Origin of the sequence: Streptomyces sp. NPDC048514, assembly GCF_043199955.1 — a bacterium.
Classification (GTDB): Bacteria; Actinomycetota; Actinomycetes; order Streptomycetales; family Streptomycetaceae; genus Streptomyces.
Genome location: NZ_JBICWT010000001.1, coordinates 60747 through 81681, shown reverse-complemented (window position 1 = coordinate 81681; position 20935 = coordinate 60747). Strand labels below are relative to the sequence as shown.

The 20935-nt window shown below is 75.1% G+C and carries 9 protein-coding genes; 1 reads left to right on the top strand and 8 read right to left on the bottom strand.

All coding sequences use genetic code 11. The features are described 5' to 3' along the window. Window positions 1–15: 15 nt before the first annotated feature. From ACGFT2_RS00345 to ACGFT2_RS00310, 8 genes are all read right to left on the bottom strand, one after another. Complete coding sequence (locus ACGFT2_RS00345; RefSeq protein WP_393271916.1) at window positions 16–1083, bottom strand: class I SAM-dependent methyltransferase; 1068 nt, start codon at window positions 1081–1083, stop codon at window positions 16–18. Beyond that, on the bottom strand, window positions 1080–2261 hold the full coding sequence (locus tag ACGFT2_RS00340) for a glycosyltransferase (protein ID WP_393271914.1): 1182 nt from the start codon (window positions 2259–2261) through the stop codon (window positions 1080–1082). Before ACGFT2_RS00340 ends, ACGFT2_RS00345 begins: the two co-directional genes overlap by 4 nt. Then, complete coding sequence (locus ACGFT2_RS00335; protein ID WP_393271912.1) at window positions 2258–3058, bottom strand: alpha/beta fold hydrolase; 801 nt, start codon at window positions 3056–3058, stop codon at window positions 2258–2260. Before ACGFT2_RS00335 ends, ACGFT2_RS00340 begins: the two co-directional genes overlap by 4 nt. Before the next feature lie 3 nt (window positions 3059–3061). Beyond that, window positions 3062–3382, bottom strand: coding sequence for an acyl carrier protein (locus ACGFT2_RS00330; RefSeq protein WP_393271910.1), 321 nt, complete (start codon window positions 3380–3382; stop codon window positions 3062–3064). After that, window positions 3379–8364, bottom strand: a complete 4986-nt coding sequence (locus tag ACGFT2_RS00325; protein WP_393271908.1) for a beta-ketoacyl synthase N-terminal-like domain-containing protein — start codon at window positions 8362–8364, stop codon at window positions 3379–3381. Before ACGFT2_RS00325 ends, ACGFT2_RS00330 begins: the two co-directional genes overlap by 4 nt. Window position 8365: 1 nt before the next feature. Next, window positions 8366–15847, bottom strand: a complete 7482-nt coding sequence (locus tag ACGFT2_RS00320; protein ID WP_393271906.1) for an SDR family oxidoreductase — start codon at window positions 15845–15847, stop codon at window positions 8366–8368. 636 nt (window positions 15848–16483) lie between these two features. Continuing rightward, the gene (locus tag ACGFT2_RS00315; RefSeq protein ID WP_393271904.1) at window positions 16484–18601 is read right to left on the bottom strand and encodes an RICIN domain-containing protein; all 2118 of its coding nucleotides are present in this window, start codon (window positions 18599–18601) and stop codon (window positions 16484–16486) included. Window positions 18602–19115: 514 nt separating this feature from the next. Further along, window positions 19116–19574, bottom strand: coding sequence for a DUF4442 domain-containing protein (locus ACGFT2_RS00310; protein WP_393271902.1), 459 nt, complete (start codon window positions 19572–19574; stop codon window positions 19116–19118). Window positions 19575–19702: 128 nt separating this feature from the next. On the opposite strand from ACGFT2_RS00310, the gene ACGFT2_RS00305 reads away from it, so the two are divergent. Then, window positions 19703–20806: a hypothetical protein gene (locus ACGFT2_RS00305; protein WP_393271900.1), complete on the top strand. Its 1104-nt coding sequence runs from the start codon at window positions 19703–19705 to the stop codon at window positions 20804–20806. Window positions 20807–20935 lie beyond the last annotated feature (129 nt).

The following is a 20935-nucleotide window of genomic DNA, read 5'->3' as shown; positions in this document are numbered from 1 at the left end:
GCCCCGTGACACCGCTCATTCACGCCGGGCCACCAGGCGGTAGGCGTTGGACAGGCCGAGGCGATGGGACAGCGGGCGGACGGCGAAGCGGTCGAGCAGGGTCGCCGTGACGAGGACGGGCACGCCGGCGAGGAGCAGCGCGGTGCGCAGACCGCGGCGGAGCGCGCCCGGCGGCTCGGGCAGCCAGGGCGCGTCCTCGCGCGGGGCGGTGTGGTCGAGGGCCAGCCAGACGGCGGCGAGCAGGTCGACCGGGTCGTGCGGTTCGGCATGCTGCTCCGCGACCACCGTGAAGCCCCGTTCCGCCAGCCGCCGGCGCAGGTTGGCGACCGGCATGAGATGCAGGTGCTGCGGTTGCAGCCAGGGCAGCCACCAGCGGCCCAGGAGCCGGGCGTAGCGGCTCTGCGGATCCGGGACCTCGACGAGGAGGTGACCGCCGGGGCGCACGACCTCGTGGGCGGCGCGGAGTTCCCGGTCGGGGTCGGTGCTGTGTTCCAGGTAGTGGAACATGCTGACCACGTCGTAGCGACCGGCCAGTTCGGCGGCCAGGGCGGGGAAGGCGCCGCGGTGGGCGTGGTCCACGCGGCCTTCGCGGGCCGCCAGTTCGACGCCGTCGGTGAAGTCGAGTCCGTCGAACGCGGTGCCGGGCAGGAGGGTGCGGGCGGCCGCGCAGAAATGACCGTGGCCGGTGCCGACGTCCAGCCAGGTCTTCGGGGCGGGGTCGTGGGGCAGCAGGGCCTCGGCGCGACCGCGGTACATCGCGGTGCGTCCGCCGAAGGTGCCGCTCATCCGCTCCTCGCCGAGGCCGTCGTAGAAGTCCCGGTAGTGGAACTCCAGCCCTGCCTCGGTCAGTTGGGGGTTCTGGAAGATGTGGCCGCAGTCGGTACACCGGTCGAGGGTGAAGCGGCCGGGCTTGTGCTGGAGCAGATCCGTGGTCCGCAGCCGGGTGGTGAGCCGGCCGGAGGAGCACCAGGGGCAGGTGGTGCGCCGGGGGGCGAGGAAGCGGTCCACCCCCGCGGCCAGATCGGCACGGTAGACGGGGCGCAGGTCCGCGATGCGGGCGGTCTTCTCGGTCCGGTCGCTCATCGGCTCTCCCCTGCGAGTCGTTCGAGGTGGGCCGCCGCGGCCCGGGCGCCGCCCGCCGCACGGAACGCGGTGCGGACCCGGGCGGCGGCGGCCCGGGGGGCGGGGTCGTGCAGGACCGTGTCGAGGGCCTCGCCCAGCCGGGGCGCGGTGACCCGGCCGAACCTGACCCGGACGCCGGCGCCGCAGTCCACGACCTGCCCGGCGACCACGGGCTGGTCGTCCCGGATGGGTGCCACGACGAGCGGGACGCCGTGCCACAGGGCCTCGCACACGGTGTTGTGTCCCGCGTGGCAGACGACGGCGTCGGCCCGTGCCAGCAGCGCGAGCTGGGGCACGGAGGGCAGGGCCAGGACGTCCTTGCCGGCGGGCGGGACGGGCAGCGTGCCGCCCGGGTCGGCGAACACGGCCTGCACCCGGTCGGCGCGTTCCCGCAGCGCGACGAGGCACTCGCCGAGGAAGCGGCCGCCGGCGTCGGCGTTGGCCGTACCGAGCGTCACCAGGACCTTGGCCCGGCCGTGGTCCAGCCACTCCCAGGGGAAGCCGGAGGGCGCCGGGCGGCCGGCGAGCGAGGGGCCGACGTAGTGGATGTGCGGGGCCAGCGGCGCCTGGGGGCCGACGAGTTCGGGGGTGCTGAACACCAGCAGCAGGTGCGGCGAGGCGCGCGGGTCGGCGCCGGCTGACGGATCGCCGATGCGGGCGCGCAGCTCGGCCAGGCGCCGGTGCAGCCACTCGGCGACCTTGGGCAGGCCGTCGTAGGCGCCGGTGAACTCCGCCGAGGTGGTCGCGGCGGTCGCCCACGGCAACCCGCGGCGTTCGGCCACCAGGGCACCGGCGAAGGCCTGTTGGTCGCTGACCACCACGTCCGGCCGGAACTCGGCCACGGCCGCGTGGACGCCCGGGGCCATCGCGTCGGCGAGCGGGAGCAGATACCACTCCCAGAGGAACCGCAGCGCCTCGGCGCCCCGCAGGTCCGGCGGCCGTACGGCACCCGCGGTGCCGGGAACGGCGCCCGCGCACCCGAACACCTCGGTGTCCGCGCCCGCGAGCCGCCGCACCAGCGCCGGGTCGGCACACACCCAGGCCACCCGGTGCCCGTGCGCGGTGAGCCGGGCGGCGACGCCGACGGCCGGGTTGATGTGCCCGGTCAGCGGCGGGACGACGAAGAGGAAGGCGCTCATCCGACGCCCACCTCCGCGTGGATCAGGTCCAGGATGTGACCGCCGACGGCACCGGGCGCCTCGACCAGCACCGAGTGCTCGTGCCCGGGCAGCACGACCGCCCGGAAGCCGGCCAGCAGTCCCCGCTTCAGCGGCACCAGGTCCACCAGGTCCGAGTCGCCGCCGTAGACACCGAGCACCGGGCAGCGTACGGCCCTGATCTCGGCCTCGGTCAGCACCCGGCTCGCGGGGATGTCCCGGCCGAGGGTGGTGTCGCGGGCCAGCCGGGCCGCGCCCCTGGCGAGGCGCGCGGTGTTGTGGCCGCGGTGGGCGGTGATCCAGGCGATGGCGTCGGACTCGTTGTGGGCCAGCTCCGTCGTCACCCGGCGCAGGATGCCGCCCAGTTTCACCGCCCAGGCCGCGGTCGCGGGCTCGGACTCGATCAGCGTCAGGCTGGCCGTACGGCCGGGGTGGCGGGCCGCGTAGCCGAAGGCGACGGTGCCGCCGTAGGAGTTGCCGACCAGGTGCAGGGGCCCGTCGACGCCGAGCCGGTCGAGGAGTGCGCTGAGGTCGTCGATGTTGTGGTCCAGGGTGTAGCCCCGCGGCGGGCGCTCGCTGCGGCCGTGCCCGCGCAGGTCGTACATGACGACGTCGAGTCCGGCCGCCGCGAACCGTGGGGCGACGGTGAAGTAGTAGCTGGCCAGGCTGTCGGTGAGCAGCCCGTGCACCAGGACCACCGTGGCGTGCGGGGCGCGGCCGTCGGCGGGGCCCATGCGCTGGACGTGCAGCCGGATGCCGCCGGCGTCGACCATGGCCATGGCTCAGCCCGCCTGCGTGGACTTCAGGCTCCACACCACGTACTCCACGAGGCGGCCGACGGTCAGTTCGATGATCTCGTCGAACTCCATGCCGGCCAGGAACTCGGCGAGGTTGACGCGCCCCCCGTACCGCTCCTCCAGCAGGCCCGCCAGGGTGACGAGGTCGATGCTCTCCAGTTCCAGGTCCTGGTTGAAGGTGGTGGACATGCCGATCTCCACGTCGTCGTCGCCGTACTCCGCCAGCACCGTGCGGAGCATGCCGGTGACCTCGGTGAGCACGGTGTCGGCGGTGGGCTGTGCCGGGGCCGGCGGGGTGGGGTTCATCGGGTGTTCTCCTCGGCTGCTGGGTCGGATCGTCCGTCGTCGGCTCCGGGCCCGGTCGTCCAGGCCACCACATAGGCGCGCGCCGGCAGGGTGGGCGGGTTCGCCACCGGCGCGCAGTGCACGGTGCGGGCGTGCTCCAGACGGCCGGAGACCAGCAACCGGCTGCCGTCGGGGGCGGCCTCGCGTACCGCGAAGTCGCGGGGGCGGCCGCCGAAGCCGGTTCCCTCGGCCTTGGCGACCGCCTCCTTGGCGGCCCAGAAGCGGGTGAACCACAGGGCCTCCGAGTCGGTGCCGCCCGCCGACAGGGCCGCGAGCAGCCGCAGTTCGGCGGTGGTGAGCGCGGTGGCGTGGGTCGCCGGGTCGCGTTCGGTGACCTCCTCGATGTCGATGCCGGGCCCGTGGCCGGGCCGCGGGGTGTGCGGCCGGACGATCGCGACGGCCGCCTCCGCCCGGTGGGCGAGCGAGACGTCCAGCGGGGGCAGGGCGCGGCCGTGCACGCCGGTGACGCGGGGGCGGCCCGGTTCGTCGTTGCCGACGCGGATCTCGGCCGGGAAGAGGGGGCCCTCGCCGTGCCGCCAGAGCCACTGGCGTACGGCGTCCTTGACCGCGATCCGGCCGAGCAGCCACTGCCGGCGGCCGCGCGGTGGGCGTTCGGCGTACTCGGCGCGTTCCGCGCCACCCAGCGAGTTGCGCATGATCAGTTCGCGCGAGGCGAGGTCGGGCCACCGCTCGTGGACCAGCACCCAGCCGCCGGGCCGGGCGGCGGAGAGGGTGTGGCGCTCGGGGAAGCGTTCGACGGGCCGGGTCGTCGGGTCGTTGTCGAAGCGGCGGTCCTGCCAGCCGGTCAGCACGGCCCACACCCGGCCGCCCACGGTCAGCTCCGCGTCCGCCTCCAGGAGGGTGTCCGTCAGCGAGGTGATCCGCACCAGGCAGCCGACCTCGGTACCGGGTGCCGGGTGCGGGCCGTGGAACCGCAACCGCCTCGTCCGCACCGGGAAGACGACGGTCCGCTCGGTGCGGGTCGCCATGATCCAGTAGCCGAGCAGCTGGCCGACGTTGTCGAGCAGGGCGCCGGGTGCGGCAGGCGCGGTGATCACGCCGCGGATGTGCCGTTCGCCGATCGCGGTCAGCTCGGTGAGCCCCTGGAACGCCGGGCCGTGGAACATCCAGCGGTCGCGGTAGAGCTGGGCCGCGGTGTGCCCGGGTACCTGCTCGCGGCCGTCCGGGCGGGGGCCGGGCGGCGGCGGTACGGGGTGCTGCGGGGCGAGTTCGACCAGGGCGCGGGCCGTCGGTCCGAAGGTGACGGCGACGCGGTCGGGGTGGCCGGGGACCGGAGCGACGGTGACCGGCACGTCGACGGCGGGCGTCGCGGTGAGCCATCGGTCGAACCGGGCCTCGTGCACCGCGACCGCCCGCAGGCCGGGGGCCGCCGCCTCCGCCGCGTCCATCATGTGCCGGACGATCGTCGTGGCGGGCACCACCGGCCACCGGTCCTCCACATCCGGCCAGCCGGGCCGTTGCGGAAAGAAGCAGTGGTCCAGGAGGTGGGGCATGGTCCGCGGCGAGACGTGCAGGGTGGTGGTGGTCTTCGGCGGCCGCAGCAGTGGGGAGTCGCCCTGGGGCACGCCGGGCACCGAAGACCCGCGCGGCCGGGGGGACGGCGTGCGCGTGCCGGGCGTCGCCGCGGGTCCGGTGGGTGCTGCGGCAGACGGGCCCGCGCCGGGCGCCGGAGAACCGGTCGGAGGGGAGACGGGGAGGTGCGTGCCGGGCGTCGCCGCGGGTCCGGTGGGTGCGGGTACGGGGGCAGCGCCGGGTGTCGCGCCGGCTCGTCGTGCCGGGGGTTCGCCGGGGGTCGTGGGGGCGGCTCGGCGGCGGCTTGCGGTGATCAGCTGTGCCGCCGTCTCCGCGGTCTCCCGGAGCAGGGCGGTCAGTTCCGCGGCCGCAGGTACCTGCGCGGCGAGGCCGTCGAGGGCGTTCGGGGGCCCCTGGGGGTGCGCGCTGGGCCGCAGCTGTGTCCGCAGGGCGTCGAGGTCCGGCCCGGCCAGCGACACCAGGGCGCCGCCGAGGTCGAGCCGGACCGGTGGGCGACCGGTGCCCGTCCGGGCCGCCACCGCGCGCGCCGGCACAGCCGGTGCCACGGCGGCCCCCGCCGCCCACAGGGCCGTGACCACGCGCCGCAGCTGGGCCATGCCTTTGTGGTGCGGGGAGTCGGCGGCGACCGCAAGGTGGTCGCGGTCGCCGAGGGTGTCGCCGATCAGAGAGGTCAGCCGGCCGGGGCCGGCCTGGACGAAGACGCGGTGCCCATCGGTGTAAAGGGCCTCGGTCAGCTCGCGGAACCGGACGGGTTCCAGCAGATGCCGGACGAACAGCTCACGCACCGCCGGTTCCGAGGCCGGGAAGGGTGCCGCGGTGGTCCCGGACCAGACCGGCACGGTCGGCGGGTGGATCCGGAAGCGCTGCGCGGCCTCCTCGATGGGGGTGAGGTACGGCTCCAGCATCGGCGTGTGGAAGCCGGAGCGGAAGGGCAGCAGCTGGCAGAGCACGCCTCGGGCGCGGAAGGACCGCACGAACTCCCCGACCGCCGCGTCCGGTCCGCAGACCATGGACTGGTGGGGCGCGTTGTCGTGGGAGAGGACGATCCCGGAGTCCGCCCAGGCCTCGGCGAGCGCGGCGCGCACGTGGCCGGCAGGGCTGCCGACGGCGGCGAAGACGAGGCCGGGGACGGTCACCGAGTCCGGGTCGAACTCGGCCATGAAGGCGTCCACCTGGGCGGCCGGGTACAGTCCCGCCGTCACCATCGCCGTCCACTCGCCGACGCTGTGTCCGGCCACCGCGTCCGGTACGGCACCGATGCGGCGCAGCGCCTGGTCCAGGAGCCGGCCCACACCGACCACGCCGAATCCGTGCCGCCCGACGTCACCGACGTGCACCTGCGCGCCGCCGGGCACCGGAGGCAGGCCGAAGTGAGCGGCGATGTCGTCGGTGCGGGGCGTGAAGTCGCCCTCCAGGCCCGGGAAGACGAACGCCAGACGGCCACCGGCGCGGCCGAGCAGTGGGCCGGGCCGGAACCACACGTCGTTGCGGCCCTGCCAGGGCCGGCCCTTGGCGACCGCGCGGCGGGCCAGGGCGAGCCGCCTGGCGGTCGGGTCCACGACACCGAGCCGGGCGGGGCCGGCGTCCGGATGAGACCGGTCGGGGTCGAGACCCGCGGCCAGTACGGCGGGGTCGGCGGCGTCGAGAAGCGCGGCGAGGCCGTCCGTCCCGTCCGCGGCCAGCAGCAGGATCCGCTCCGGCTCGGTGACACGGACGGAAGGGGCACGCGAGGCGTCCCCCAGGGGCACGCTCGCTCCGGTGGCATCGCCGTCCCCGTGAGGCGCGGAGCCGTCGACACCGCCGGGTCCCGTGGGAGTCGCCTCGGGGGGACCGCCGGATCCCCTGGAAGTCGCCCCGCTGAGGCCGCCGGGTTCGGCCGGCGCAGGCTCGGCGGAAACGCCGTACGCCGGGGACGCGGACCCGGTGCGGTCGCCGGGGGTGGTGGGTGCGGTGGCGGGGCGGGGGCGGGGGGCCTCTTCGAGTACGACGTGCGCGTTGATGCCGCCGAAGCCGAAGGCGTTCACGGCCGCACGCCGGACCGGCTGCCGGGCGTCGGTCCGCCAGGGCCGGGCCCGCTCCAGGGTGCGGAAGCGGGTGCCGGCGAGGGCGGGGTGCGGGTCGTCGCAGTGGAGGGTGGGGAGTTGGACGCCGTGGTGGAGCGCCAGCGCGGCCTTGACCAGGCCCGCCACTCCGGCGGCCGGCATGGTGTGGCCGATCATCGACTTGACCGAGCCGAGCACCGGACGGGCCGCACCCTCGCAGGCCTCCCCCGGCCCGAACACCTCTGTCAGTGTGGTGAGTTCGGCGGCGTCACCGGCTGGCGTGGCGGTTCCGTGGGCCTCCAGCAGGCCGATCGAGTCCGGCGCGGCGGGATCGAGCCCGGCGGCCCGCCAGGCCTGGCGCACGGCGCGGGCCTGTCCGCCCGGGTCGGGGGTGACGAGACCGGCCGTACGGCCGTCGCCGGCCACGCCCGTCCCACGGACCACGGCGTAGACACGGTCGCCGTCGCGTTCGGCGTCCACGAGGCGTTTGAGTACGACGATCCCGGTGCCCTCACCGATCAGGATGCCGTCGGCCTCGCGGTGGAAGGGGCGGATGCGCTGGCTCGGGGACAGGGCGCGCAGTTGGGAGAAGACGCTCCACAGGGTGATGTCGTGGCAGTGGTGCACACCGCCGGCCAGCATCACGTCGCAGCGCCCGGTGGTGAGTTCGGTGACCGCCTGGTCGACGGCGACCAGGGAGGAGGCGCAGGCCGCGTCCAGGGTGTAGACGGGGCCGCGCAGGTCGAGCCGGTTGGCGATGCGTGAGGCGGCGAGGTTGGGGACCAGGCCGATCGCGGAGTCGGGGCTGTCCGGCCCGAGCCGTTCGGTGAACGCCGCCCGCACCCGGTCGAGTTGGCCGGTGGACAGCTCGGGCAGCAACTCGCCCAGGGTGCGCACCAGTTGCCCGGCGGTCCGCACTCGCTGGTCGAGCCGCGCCAGGCCCGGTGTGAGATAGCCGCCGCGGCCCAGCACCACACCGATGCGGTGCCGTTCGGGCAGCCGTTCCTCGCCGCCCGCGTCGGCGAGCGCGGCGGCGGCCACGTCGAGGGCGATCAACTGGTCGGGCTCGGTGCCCGGGACGGATGCGGGCATGATGCCGTAGCGGGTGACCTCCACCTCGGCCAGGCCGTCCACGAATCCACCGCGCCGGCAGTACACCCGGTCGGGGGCGGCGGGGCCGGTGACCGGTCCCGGGTGGTAGTAGTCGGCGTCCCAGCGGTCCGCGGGCACTTCGCGGATCGCGTCGACGCCGTCCCGCAGATTGCGCCAGTAGGCGTCGAGACCGGGGGCGCCGGGCAGCAGCACCGCCATGCCGACGACGGCGACGGGAATCTGGCGGCCCGTCATGTCACCAGCCCGACGCGGTGTAGACGACGGCGCGGGCGGACGGGTCGCCCCAGGCGAGTTCCCGGAGCAGAGCCGCGGTGCCCTCGTCGGGGTCGATCAGCCGCACCCCGCGGCGGGCGTACTCGCGGCCGAGTTCCGCGCCGACCATGCCGGTGTGGATGCCGGACGGCGCCCAGGGACCCCAGTGGACGGTGAGCGCCCGGTGGCCCGTGCGCCCGGCCCAGTCGGCACCGAGCGCCTCCATGGCGTCGTTGGCCGCGGCGTAGTCGGCCTGCCCCCGGCTGCCGAGGACGGCGGCGATGCTGCCGAACAGCACGGTGAACGCGGGCGCCGAGGGCAGGTCGTCCAGGGCGGCGAACAGCGCGGCGGCGCCTGCCGTCTTCGTGCCGTGGACCCGGTGGAAGGACTCGGGGCTCTTCTCGGCGATCAGCCGGTCCTCGATCACTCCGGCGGCGAAGACGACCCCGTCGAGCCGGCCGTGCTCGGCGTGCACCTCCTTGACCACCCGCAGGACGGCGTCCCGCTCCCGGAAGTCCACCGATCGGTAGCGGGCCGCGCTGCCCAGCGCGGTGAGTTCGGCGAGGGTGGCGGTGATCTCGCGCTGGGCGAGGATCAGTTCGGCGGCCCGGTTGACCTCCGCCGGTCTCGGCGCGCCCGGTCCGGTGGCGAGTGCCGTGCGCAGTTCGGCGAGGGTCCGGGCGGTGGCGGTCCGCGGGGCCTCGGGTGCGGTGGGGGCGGGGGTGCGGCCGAGCAGCTCGACGCGGCACCGGGAGGCACCGGCCAGCGTGGCCGCGAACCTCGCCGTGATGCCTCGGGCGCCGCCGGCCAGCAGCACCACGGAGTCCCGGTCGAGCCCGAGCGCGGAGGCCTCGGCCGCGCCTTCCCCGGCGGGCCCGGCACCGGTGGTGCCCAGCGGGCCGAGGGGTGCGGGCCGCAGTTCGAGTCCCTGCCGGGCGCCGGCCGGGCCGCGCAGGACGACGGGGGCCCGGTCCGGTGCTAGCAACTCGGCGAGCACGGCGTCGGCGACGGCCGCCGGGGAGATGTCCGTCAGGGCCACGACGCGGGCGAGGATGTCGGGGTACTCCCGGACGACGGTGCGGAACAGGCCGTCCAGGCCCGCCGAGCGCAGCGTCCCCGCCGGGTCGGCGCCCCGGACGGCCAGCAGCCGGCGCGGCCCGCACGCCAGTGCCGACCGGAACACGGGGAAGGCGTCCGGCAGCACCGGGAAGCCGGGGCCCACCAGCGCGCCGAGGTACACCACCCCGTCGAGTGTCCGAGCAGCCTCGTCCCCGGTCAGGGCCCCGTTCGCACCATTCGCCGCGCCACCGGTGACGCCGTCCGCGGCACCCCCGCCCGCATCACCCGTCGCGCCACCGGTGGCTCCGGCCGCAGCCGCTCCGCCCGTGGCGTCACCGGCCGCACCGCTCGCGGTCCCTGCGACCGCACCACCGGTCGCGCCGTCGCCCACGCCATCGGTCACGCCCTCGGCGCTGCCGGCGAGGTGGTCGCAGCCCGAGAGGTGGTCGCGGCGCAAGAGGTGGTCGCGGCCCAGGATCACGACCTCGGCGCCGCATCCGGCGAGCCGCGCGGCGACCTCCGCCGTCACGCGCCCGGCACCACCGTCGCGGCCGGACTGCCGGCCGTCCTCCCCACCGCTCGCGCTCTCGTCCTCTCCCCTACCGTCGCCGTCGTGGTCACCGAGGAGCACGAACCGGCAACCGGACAGATCGGGGCTTTCATCCGTGGCAGGGTCCGGCGCCGGAAGCGGAACCGGACGCAGCTCGCAACGCTCGGGTGCCGCGGCGTTCATCTCCTCGGACCGCTCGCCGGCACCCCGCCCGCCCCGCTCCCCGGCCCGGTCACCCCCGTGCCGCTCGGCCGCGGCAACGGCGACCCGCTCAACCTGGTCACCGCCCTCCCGTACGGCCGGGGCCGGAGCGCCCCGCTCGGCCCCGTCGGCGAACGGGGCGTCGGCTCCCCCGCCGGTGGCGATCGCATCGGGGGCGGTCGTGTCGGCGGCGGTCGTGTCGGCGGCCCCGATCCGGGCGGTGAGCCAGCCGGTCACCGCTGTCGCCGTGCGGGCCTTGGCCAGCTCTTCCAGTTCGGCGTCGTCCAGCAGGCCCGCCCCGCCCGCGATGCCCAGGCGCTTGGCGAGTTCGCCCGCTATCTCGGCGCGTTTGATCGAGTCGATGCTCAGGTCGGCCTCCAGGTCGAGGCCGGGCTCGATCATGTCGACGGGGTATCCGGTGCGTTCGCTGATGATCTCCAGGACGACCCGCTCGACGTCGTCCACCGGCGCCGCGCCGTACGTGTCGTGCGCGGGCAACTCTGCTTCGGATTGCGCGAGTTCGCCCACGTACGCCGGCTGCCCGAGAGGCCCGGGGGGTACCGGAGGTGCGACGGCTGCCGGTGCCGCCGCGCCGAAGTACGAGAGCAGCACATCACGCTGGGCGGCGATCATCTCCCGGCTGGTGCGCAGGAATTCGGAGATCAGGGCGTCCCGGTCGCCCCGTGCACCGTACGGCTGGTCGGTCGTCACGGTCGTCTCCAGGACTCGTCGGGCCGGTGCGAGGGCACCGGGGAGGGGGGCTCCCGCGGCGGTGCGTACGAGGTGTCCGTCGACCGTCCAGCCGGGCCGCGCGGGCGCCGGGGTGCGCAGCGCGTCCACGGCGTCGCGGCCCCGCAGCAGCCAGGCGGTGCATACCGGGACGCCCGTGACGGCGAGTTCGGCGAGCGCGGTGAGCCAGCCGGGCAGGCCGCTGTCGGCGCGGGGCTCGCAGGCGACCGTGCGGTGCGGGCGGTCCCCGAGGATCTGCCCGACGAGCCGGGTGAGGACCGCGCCCGGGCCCGCCTCTACGAAGATCCGCGCGCCCGCCTCGTACATCGCCTCGATCTGCGCGGCGAACGCGACCGGGGCACCGATCTGCGCGGCGAGTTCGGCCCGCACCCCGCCGGGGTCCGGCGGGTACGGGGCGGCGGTCCGGTTGGCCCACACGGGGAACTCCGGGGCCCGGACGGTCTTGTCCGCGAGGATCTTGGCGAACCGTTCCGCCGCCGGGGCCACCACCGGGCTGTGGAAGGCACAGGCCACCGGGATGCGCCGGGCGCCGAGCCCGGCCGCGCGGAGCAGCCGTACCGCGGTCTCCAGATCCGCCGTTGGCCCCGAAATCACCGTCTGCTGAGGTGAGTTGAGGTTGGCGACGACCACGGTCCCGGGTGCGCCGGCCGCGCGCAGGGCGTGTACGACCTGCTCGGCGGGGGCTCCGACGGCGGCCATCGTGCCGGGTTCGTCGCCCGCCGCCGCCAGGATCGCGCCGGCCCGCTCGGCACTCAGCTCCAGCAGCGTCTCCGGATCGAGCGCGCCGGCCGCGGCGAGCGCCGCCAGCTCGCCGTAGCTGTGCCCGGCGGCCAGGTCGGGGTGGACGCCCGCTGAGGTGAGGAAGGCATGGGCGGCCAGGCCGGTGATGCCGAGGGCGGGCTGCGCGGTCCGGGTGTCGGTCAGGTCCGCGCGGTGCCGCTCGCGAGTGGTCTCCTCGAAGGCGGCCGGCGGGTAGAGCCGGCCCGCCTGGGCGTGGGCGAGGTGCAGGTAGTGGCGCAGCTCGGGCAGGGCGATCAGGAGGTCGCCGAGCATGCCGGTCCGCTGACTGCCCTGACCGGGGAAGAGGAAGGCCACCCGGCCGTGGACCGGGTCGGCGAGGTGGATCCCGTCGGCCGGATCGTGGTCCCCGGCGAGGACCCGCCGGAGCTGCCCGGTCAGCGCCGCCGCGTCCCGGGCCACGATCGCGGCCCGCACCGGTTCGGTCGAGGTGTCGGCGCGGCGGGCCGCGGCCAGCGCGAGGTCGCGCAGGCGCCAGGGGCGGCCGTCGGTCTCGGCGGCCCGGAGCAGCTCGGCGACCTCCCGGTGCGCGGCCGCCGTGTCCCGGCCCCGGAACACGAACAGCTCGGCGGGCCAGGCGTCCAGGGCCTGCCGGGGCGGTGCGCCGGCCTCGTGTGCGGCCAGTACCGCATGGAAGTTGGTGCCGCCGAAGCCGAACGCGCTGACACCTGCGAGACGTTGTGCGGCCGGCGCGGCCCAGGGCCGCGCGTGGGTGTGGAAGGCGAACGGGCTGTCGTCCTGCGTCCAGGCCTCGTTGGGCCGTTCGAGGTGCAGGGTGGGCGGCTTGACGCCGGTGTGGAGGGCGAGGGTGGTCTTGATCAGGCCGGCGAGTCCGGCAGCACACTTGGTGTGCCCGATCTGCGACTTGACCGAGCCGAGCACACAACTCCCGTTCGTGGCACCTGCCTCGCTGAACACAGCGCCCAGTACCGAGAGTTCGGTCCGGTCTCCGACCACGGTCCCGGTGCCGTGCGCCTCGACGAGGCCGACGTCGGCGGGCGAGACACCGGCGTTGCGGTACGCCCGCTCCAGCGCTGCACGCTGGCCTTCCGGGCGGGGGGCGGTCAGGCCGAGGGAGCGGCCGTCACTGGCGGAGCCGAGGCCCTTGACCACGCCGTAGACGCGGTCGCCGTCGCGCTCGGCGTCCGCGAGCCGTTTGAGGACCACGCAGGCCACGCCCTCGCCGAGGGCGATGCCGTCGGCCGAGGCGTCGAAGGCGCGGGAGCGGCCGGTCGGGGACAGCGCGTGGACGGAGGAGAAGAGCACGTAGTCGTTGATGCCGTTGTGCAGGTCGGCGCCGCCGCACAGCACGACGTCACTGGTGCCGGCGACCAGTTCCTTGCAGGCCACGTCGAGCGCGGCGAGGGAGGAGGCACAGGCGGCGTCGACGGTGTAGTTGGCGCCGCCGAGGTCCAGGCGGTTGGCGATCCGGCCGGAGATGACGTTGGCGAGCATGCCGGGGAAGGAGTCCTCGGTCAGCCGGGGCAGCTGTTCCTCCAGCCCGTCGGGGACCTTGCCGTAGTACGACGGGAGGACGGCGCGCAGGGTGACGGCGTTGGACAGGTCGCTGCCCGCCTCGGCGCCGAAGACGACGGAGGTGCGTGAGCGGTCGAACTCCCGCCCCCGCTCACCGTATCCGGCGTCCTCCAGCGCCCTGCGGGCCGCTTCCAGGGACAGCAGCTGGACGGGTTCGATGCTGCCCAGGGAGGTGGGCGGGATGCCGTAGCGCAGCGGGTCGAAGGGGATGGGGGGCAGGAACCCGCCCCACTTCGAGGCCGTACCGCCGGTGGCGTGGTGCACGGCGGGGTCCCAGCGGTCGGGTGGGACCTCGGTGACGGCGTCGTGCCCGAAAACCACGTTCGCCCAGAAGGCGGCGAGGTCGGGAGCCTGCGGGAACATGCAGGCCATGCCGACGATCGCGATGTCGAGCGGCGCGGGCGGCTCGGGTTCCCGGGCGGACCGGGAGCCCGGCCGAAGGGCTCCCACGGTCTGTGCGACCTGCGCTGCGTGTGCCGCGTGTGCGGTCAGGAAGTCGGCGGCGCCGTCGGTGACCGAGTGGTGCAGGGCGGCCACGGTGGTGGTCGCCGTGCGCAGGACGGCCACCTCTCCGGCCATGAACATCCCGTCCTCGAGCTGCCGTTCCTCGCCGACGGCCCGCAACTCGCCGTCGGGTCCCCGCTCCAGTCCCTTGCTGGCGATGCGCAGCCGGCCCACGTTGAGGCGCTCCAGTGACTCCCAGACCTCCCGGTCGGGCGCGCCCTTCGTGCGCAGGGCGGCTTCCCGGTCCCGGTAGCCGTCGGTGAAGGGGCTGGGCACACAGCGGGTCGCGTGTCCGGGAGCGGTCTCCAGCAGCGCGGTCGTGGTGGCGGCGAGGACCTGGCGCTGGAAGAGGGGCCGGACGGCACCCCGGGTGACGGCCTCCTCGGTGAACAGGTAGGCGGTGCCCATGAGTAGGCCGACGGCGGCGCCGCGGGCGGTGAGCGGAGCGGCCAGTGCGGCGACCATCGCCGCCGACCGCTCGTCGTGGACGCCGCCCGCGAAGAACACCTCCAGCCGCCGGGCCGGCTCGTCAGCGGTGCCGGTGCCCGCCGTGGCGCCGGTGTCCGCCAGGAAGTCCTCCAGGACGGCGAGCTGGGCCTCCCACAGCGGGAAGGAGGCCCGGGGCCCGACGTGCCCGCCGCACTCGGACCCCTCGAACACGAACCTGCGCGCCCCGGCGTCCAGGAACTGCCGCAGCAGCCCCGGCGAGGGCACGTGCAGGAAGGTGTGGATCCCGGCCCGTTCCAGCGTCTCGGCCTGGGCGGGCCGGCCGCCGGCGACGATCGCGTGCGTGGGCCGCAGTTGCCGCACGGCTTCGAGCTGGGCTTCTCTGACGTCCTCGGGTGCGAAGCCGAGCACGCCCACCCCCCAGGGCCGCCCGTTCAGCGCGGCACGCGCCTCGGTCAGCATCGCCCGGGTCCGTTCCCCGTCGGCGAGGGCGAGCGCGAGGAACGGCAACGCCCCGTCCTCGGCGACCGCGGCGGCGAAGCCCGCCTGATCGCTGACGCGGGTCATCGGCCCCTGAGCAACGGGCAGTCGCGTGCCGAGCGCCCGGCTCATGGCGGACCCCGGCCGCAGGGCACCGCCGGCCCCTCGGGCGCCGGCGTACGCAGCACCGGCCCCGGAGGCGTCACCGGCCGGTCCGGCCTTCTCCAGCGCCGACTCGGAGAGGGCCGGGCCGGCCGTCTCGACCGCCGACTCGGAGCGAGCCGGGCGGCCCGCTTCCAGCGCCGCCTCGGACAGTGCGCGCACCACTCCCCGCACACCGCCCCACCGTTCGGCGAAGCGGGCGGCGAGGAAACCGTCCTGGCCCACCGGCAGCAGGTGGCCGCGCAGGTCGCGGCCGCTGAGCAGGGCCGCGACCGCGCCGGGGTCGTCGGCGGGCGGCTGCGGGGCGTCGGGTCCGCGCCGGCGCAGTACCCGGTGCCCGCCGAGCACCACGGTCTCCGAGCCGTCCAGGGACCGCAGCGCGGCCCGGACCGACTCGGGCAGCGAGGACTCGGCGAGCAGCGCCAGCTGGGCGTCGAGGACCACCCCGGCCGCCCCGCCCGCCACGGCGGCGGCCGCCGTACGCGGTCCGACGCCACCGCGGGCCCAGACCGGGAGGCCGCTCAACTCCGGTGCAGACAGGATCTGTTGCAACAGTACGAAGGTGCTCAGCGGGCCGACCCGGCCGCCGCCCTCGGCACCGCGGGCGATGAGCCCGTGGACACCGGCGCGGCGGGCCGCACGCGCCTGCTCGAGGTCGGTCACCTCCGCCAGCACCCGGTATGCGGAGGTCAGCCGGTCCACGCGCCAGGGTGCGTCCGAGGCGAGGACCACGGTCCCGGGAGCGCCGTCGAGGTCTCCGGGGGCCAGGGCGCAGCGCCCGGTCACGCGTACCCCGAAGGGTCCGGGCGCGGACCGTGCGAGCCGGGACAGTGCCTCGCGGGATCTTCGGTCGCCGGTGCCCAGATCGAGGACACCGAGGCCGCCGGCGGCGGTGGCGGCTGCGGCGAGGCCCGCGTCGGGCTCGTCGAAGGGAGTGATGCACAGGATCAGGTCGTGGGCGCGCACAGGGGAGGTCATGATGCTCCGGCACAATCGGCGAGACAGCACGGTGGGGGGTTTGTGCGGCGGGACTCTCTGGTGCGAGGGACCGGAAACTAGCGAGGGGCTACTCACGGGTCAATAACGTCGCGCTCTTTTCACGCACGGTGGCCTCGATTCGGCCAGCCCACCGAATTACCCGCAAGAGACCGGAAATCCGAGCAATTGGCTTCACCGGCCGGGACCGGTGGGTGCGGCGGCCGGAGCACCCCACCGCCACAAGTCCGCCAAGAGTGCGGCCCCTTCACCGGGCACTCACCCGGCCGCGACACGCCGTGACACCGGGGCGGCATCTGTAAATTGCGCATGGCCTTCGCCCGGTGGCGAGAACCCGGCCCACCGCATTCCGGCCTCGCCCGACGGCGCCTCGGCGGGAGGGTCCGCACCCCGACACCCGCGGGAAGACGCAGGTCGCGGGCGGCACACCGGGCCGGAAACGACACGGCGCACCGGGACCGGAACAAGGGGGCCGCCTCACGGGCGGCCCCCTTCTCCTCGCGAACCATCTGGAACCGGCGCTGCAGACCGGCTCCTGGCGAACCGACCCCTCGCGACCCGGCTCCTGGCGAACCGGCTCCTTGCGAACCGGCTCCTCGCGACCCGGCTCCTTCCGGGTCAACCGAGCGGTTCCCCCGGGGTCGTCGACGCGGGAGGGGCCCCGGGGGAGACCGGCGCGGCGCCGGCGCCGGCGCCCGGCAAGGTGGGCGCGTGGCGGCCCGGCGAGGTGGGCGCGTGGCGGCCCGGCCCGACGAGCCCGCGCACGGAACCCATCGCATCACCACGCACGGACCCCATCGCCCCGCCCCGGACAGCACCCACCACCACGTCTCCGCGACGCACAGCGCCCGCCACACGGCCTCGCACAGCGCACACCAGGTCGCCGAGCGCCGGGGACGTGCTTCCCCGCCGCGGCTCGGTCTCGGCACGCGCCCGGGCGAAGCGGGGAGTCGCGTCGTACGTCCCGGGGCTCTCATCGTCGCCCCGGGGTGTTCCGCGCGGGATGCCGTCCGGTGTCCCGCGCTCGGGTGCCTCTTCGGCATGTCCGGCAGGCGCGCGCGAGGCCCCCGTACCCCGGCCGCCCGGCGCACCCGGTGCCGCGCCGGGCCGCGGGTGCCCGGCCGGGTCCGGCTCCAGCGCCCACCGCTGCCGCGCGGAGCCGTCCCGGGCCTCGACCGACGGGCCCCCGACGGAATCACCGGAACCCGGGGTCATGGCGAGCCCCTCGTACCGGCGCAGGAGGATCTCACCGCGCACCGTGAAGTCGTACGACACCTCTCCCCCGCGCACGGCACAGCCCTCCAGCGCGACCCTCTTCGCCGCGGGGTCGGCGGTGAGGCACAGGTCCGGGTCGGCGGCGTTGCGCAGCAGACCGTCGTCGCGGTACGACCACTGCTGCGAGGCGGCCGGCGAGCAGGCCGCGAGCCGGAGCCCCGCCCCCGCCCTGATCCTGTTCCCGCGCACGTCCAGGCAGAGCCGGGCGGCAAGGGCGCGCAGCCGGCCGCGCGCGACCTCGACGGGTTCGCCGACCGAGGCGGCAGACGACGCGGCGGAGCCGGAGGCGGCGGGGTCCGAGGCGGCCGGCCGCGCGCCGGTGCCGCTCGGACGGCCGCCGCCGCTCGGGCCGGTGGTGCCGCTCGGGCGGGTCGTCCCGCCCGCGGGGGCGGCCCAGGCGGGGCCGGGCGCGGAGACACCGTTGTCATCGGACCAGCTCCTGGCCGCGAGGACCGTGGCGAGCAGCGCGAGCGAGGTCAGTCCCACGCCCACGGCCAGCGCCGTGCGGCGGCGGCCCTCGGGCGCGGTGCGGTGCCGGCCGGCGGGCACCGGGGGCACCGGCTCCGCCTCCGCCCCGGCGCGGGCCGTCCCTTCCCCGGCGCCGCCGGGGCCGGGCCCGCCGGGACCGCGGCCGGCACCGGGGCGTGAGTCGAGGTAGCGGCGGGCGCCCCAGCCGAGCACCGCCTCGGCGAGCAGGAGCCCCAGTTCCCCGTCGAAGCGGGCGAGTTGTTCGGCGGCGTACCGGCAGTGACGGCAGGTCGTCAGATGCCGGCGCACCTCCGGCAGCAGAACGCCGCCGCGGCGAATGGGGATGTCGAGAAGCCGGTTGTAGAAACGGCATTCCCTGGCCGGCGCGAGTTCCCGGTGGGCGCGCACGCAGCCCGCCCGGAATTGCTCCCTTGCCTGCTCGAGGGCGGTCGCCGCGGTGGCCGCGTCGATCCCCAGCAGACCAGCGGGTATGTTTATGGGTTCCGCTTCGACCTCGGCATGCCAGAGGAGGCATTGCGAGGCGGCGGGAAGGGCATGGAATGCGCTTTCGGCGAGCTGCCGCCTTTCCGGTGTTCCGGGCTTTGTGGCACTGAGCCCGCGCCCCCCGGTGGTTCTGCGCAATTCCGGCAGGGTGTTACAGGTTCCCTCGTCCGTCGCCCAGGCGCGGACGATGTCACGGACGGCGACCAGCAACCGGGGGCGCAGCGCACCGCCGGTCGCGCCACCGGCCAGGCGGCCGAGTACCTGATGGAAGGCGGCGGTGGCGACCAGGTGGGCCGTGGGACCCGCCGAGGTCAGACAGACGACGGCGTAGTCGCGGGCGGCACGCCAGTGCCTGGCCAGCAGCACGGCGACGGCGTGATGGTGAGCGATGTGCGGACCGCCGAGCCGGGCGACGAGATCACGGTCGGACTCCCCGGTCGGACCGGGCAGCGGCGGGTACGGCGGGCGTGGGGGGTAAGGGGACTGCACGGAACCAATTCCTTTCCAGCCGCAGGACGGCATGCCGAACCGCGTCCTGTCGGAAAGCAGTGCTGATCGGTGCGTACCAATAGGGCCGGCTCCGGCGTTCTCTGCGCCTGCCTCAGCCCTCCCGCGGGAAGGCTCACCTTCGCACACGCGCCTCACCTGAAACAAGGAGCTCGAATGACTCGGTCTCAGGCTCGGTGAATACGCGGAAGGTTACCGCCGGTATCCCCTGGAACGCGGTGCGACGGGCGGTCGGCGCTCGGTCAACTCGTGTGCATGGAAAGGCGGATGGCACACGATATCTCCGGCTTCCCGGACCTTCGGCGGACGCCCCCCGCAGGGGGTTTCCATGATTCTCCGGGCCCGTTCTCGTCCGCGCGCTCCAGCATGGGCCGCATGACGACCAGCCCTTCGCGGTCCTCCTCGGCGCAGATCTGATCGACGCGCGCGAGAAACGGGGGGCGAACGGAAAAAGGGGCCCAGGCGGGCCCCTTCTCACGTACCAGGATGTACCGGGTCAGTTCTCGCTGTTGGGACGCAGCGTCCACACGACGGTCATCTCACCGGTCACCGCGCCGTCCGCGCGCCGGATCACGATCGCGACGGGGAACTCCGGGCGCTGTCCGGCGTCCAGTTCGGCGACGACGTCGGCGGCCGGACGGCCCAGGGTCGCGGTCGCGGTGACAGCGCCCATCGCCAGCTTCCGGTAGGCGATCTCGGCGCGCACGGCCAGCGGCACCGCGCGCGAGAGCTGTTCACCGAAGGCGGCCAGCACGATGGCCCCGCTCGCCGACTCCCCGAGCGTGAACATCGCACCGGCGTGCGGTCCGCCGACGTGGTTGTGGAACTCACCCTGGTCCGGCAGGGACACCACGGCCCGGTCGGCGGTGGTCTCCACGAACTCGAGGTTCAGCGTCCGGGCCATGGGCACGGTGGCGGCGAGCATCTCGCCGATCGACATCTGGTCTGCGCTCATGAACAGCATGTTACTCACGGGTAGCCGTCGCTGGCCAGGCCGTGTGCCGGCGCTCACGCCACTTCGCTACCACCCTGACGAGGACCGGTTACCGAACCGTGTCCGCCGCGGCACTAGGGTTACTGGCCATGTGGCCAGATCAGCAGCCGCCAGGGGGCGCGCAGAACCCGCAGCACAACCCGTATCAGCAGCCGGGTTATCAGCAGCCGAATCCGTACCAGCAGCCCGGACCCCAACAGCCCGGCCCTCAGCAGTACCCGCAGCCGGGTCCCTACGCGGAGCAGCAGCCGGGTCCGTACCCGCAGCAGCAGCCTGGCCCGTACCCGCAGCAGCAGCCGGCCGCGCCGTACGGGCAGCAGCCGCAGTGGGGTCAGCCCCCCACCGCACCCCTGCCCGTGCCTCCGCAAGGCGGTGGCGGTCGCACGAAGCTCATCGCGATCGTCGCGGCCGCGGCGGTCGTGGTGACGGCCGCGGTGACCGGCTTCCTGGTCCTCGGCGGCTCGAAGGACGACGAGGCCGAAGGAGGCAAGGACGGTAAGCACACGAGCCAGTCACCTTCGTCCGACCCGACGTCCGCCCCGTCCTCCTCGGCCACGGAGGACGATCCGCGCGGCAACGCGACGGAGAAGCCGACCGTCGCGGGCTGGAAGGTCGTGGTGAACCAGAAGTGGGGCATCGCGTTCGACGTGCCCGGGGACTGGGTGGTGCAGTCTCCTGGCCTCGAGATCGGGTTCGAGGACCAGAAGTCGGACAGCACCAAGCCGCTCATCGCGATGTCGGGCACCGCCGAGGACCGGCCCAAGTGGTGCTCGTCCGACGAAGACAAGGACGGCCGTACCGACGACACCCCGCTCGCGGTCGTGGGCACCAAGGGTGCGGACGGCGCGAAGAACACGGACGAGATCGCCATCAACACCCCGGCCTGGTGGGTGTACGGCGGCTACACCCAGCCGGACAAGAAGAGCGTCACGTTCGACAAGAAGGCCACCGCGTTCACCACCAAGTCGGGCATCAAGGGCAGCATCGGCTGGGCCCAGTCGGCCGGCACGCCGCAGAAGGGCAAGTGCGACTCCGACGGCAAGGCGGTCACGTTCGGCTTCAAGAACGGCGCCCACGATTTCGTGTCGTTCAACTTCTACGGCGCCAAGGGCGTGAAGGACGAGGTCCCGAAGGCGACCGTCCTCAAGATCATGAGCACGGTCCGGCTGCACGGCACGCCGACCCATCAGTAAACGCACGACACGGCCGACCCGCCACCACACGGCGGACCCGCCGCTGCATGGCCGGCCTGCCGCCGCATGGCAGGCCGACCGCCGCATGGCAGGCCGGCCGTGCGGGCGGCGGGTCGGTCACATGTAGTT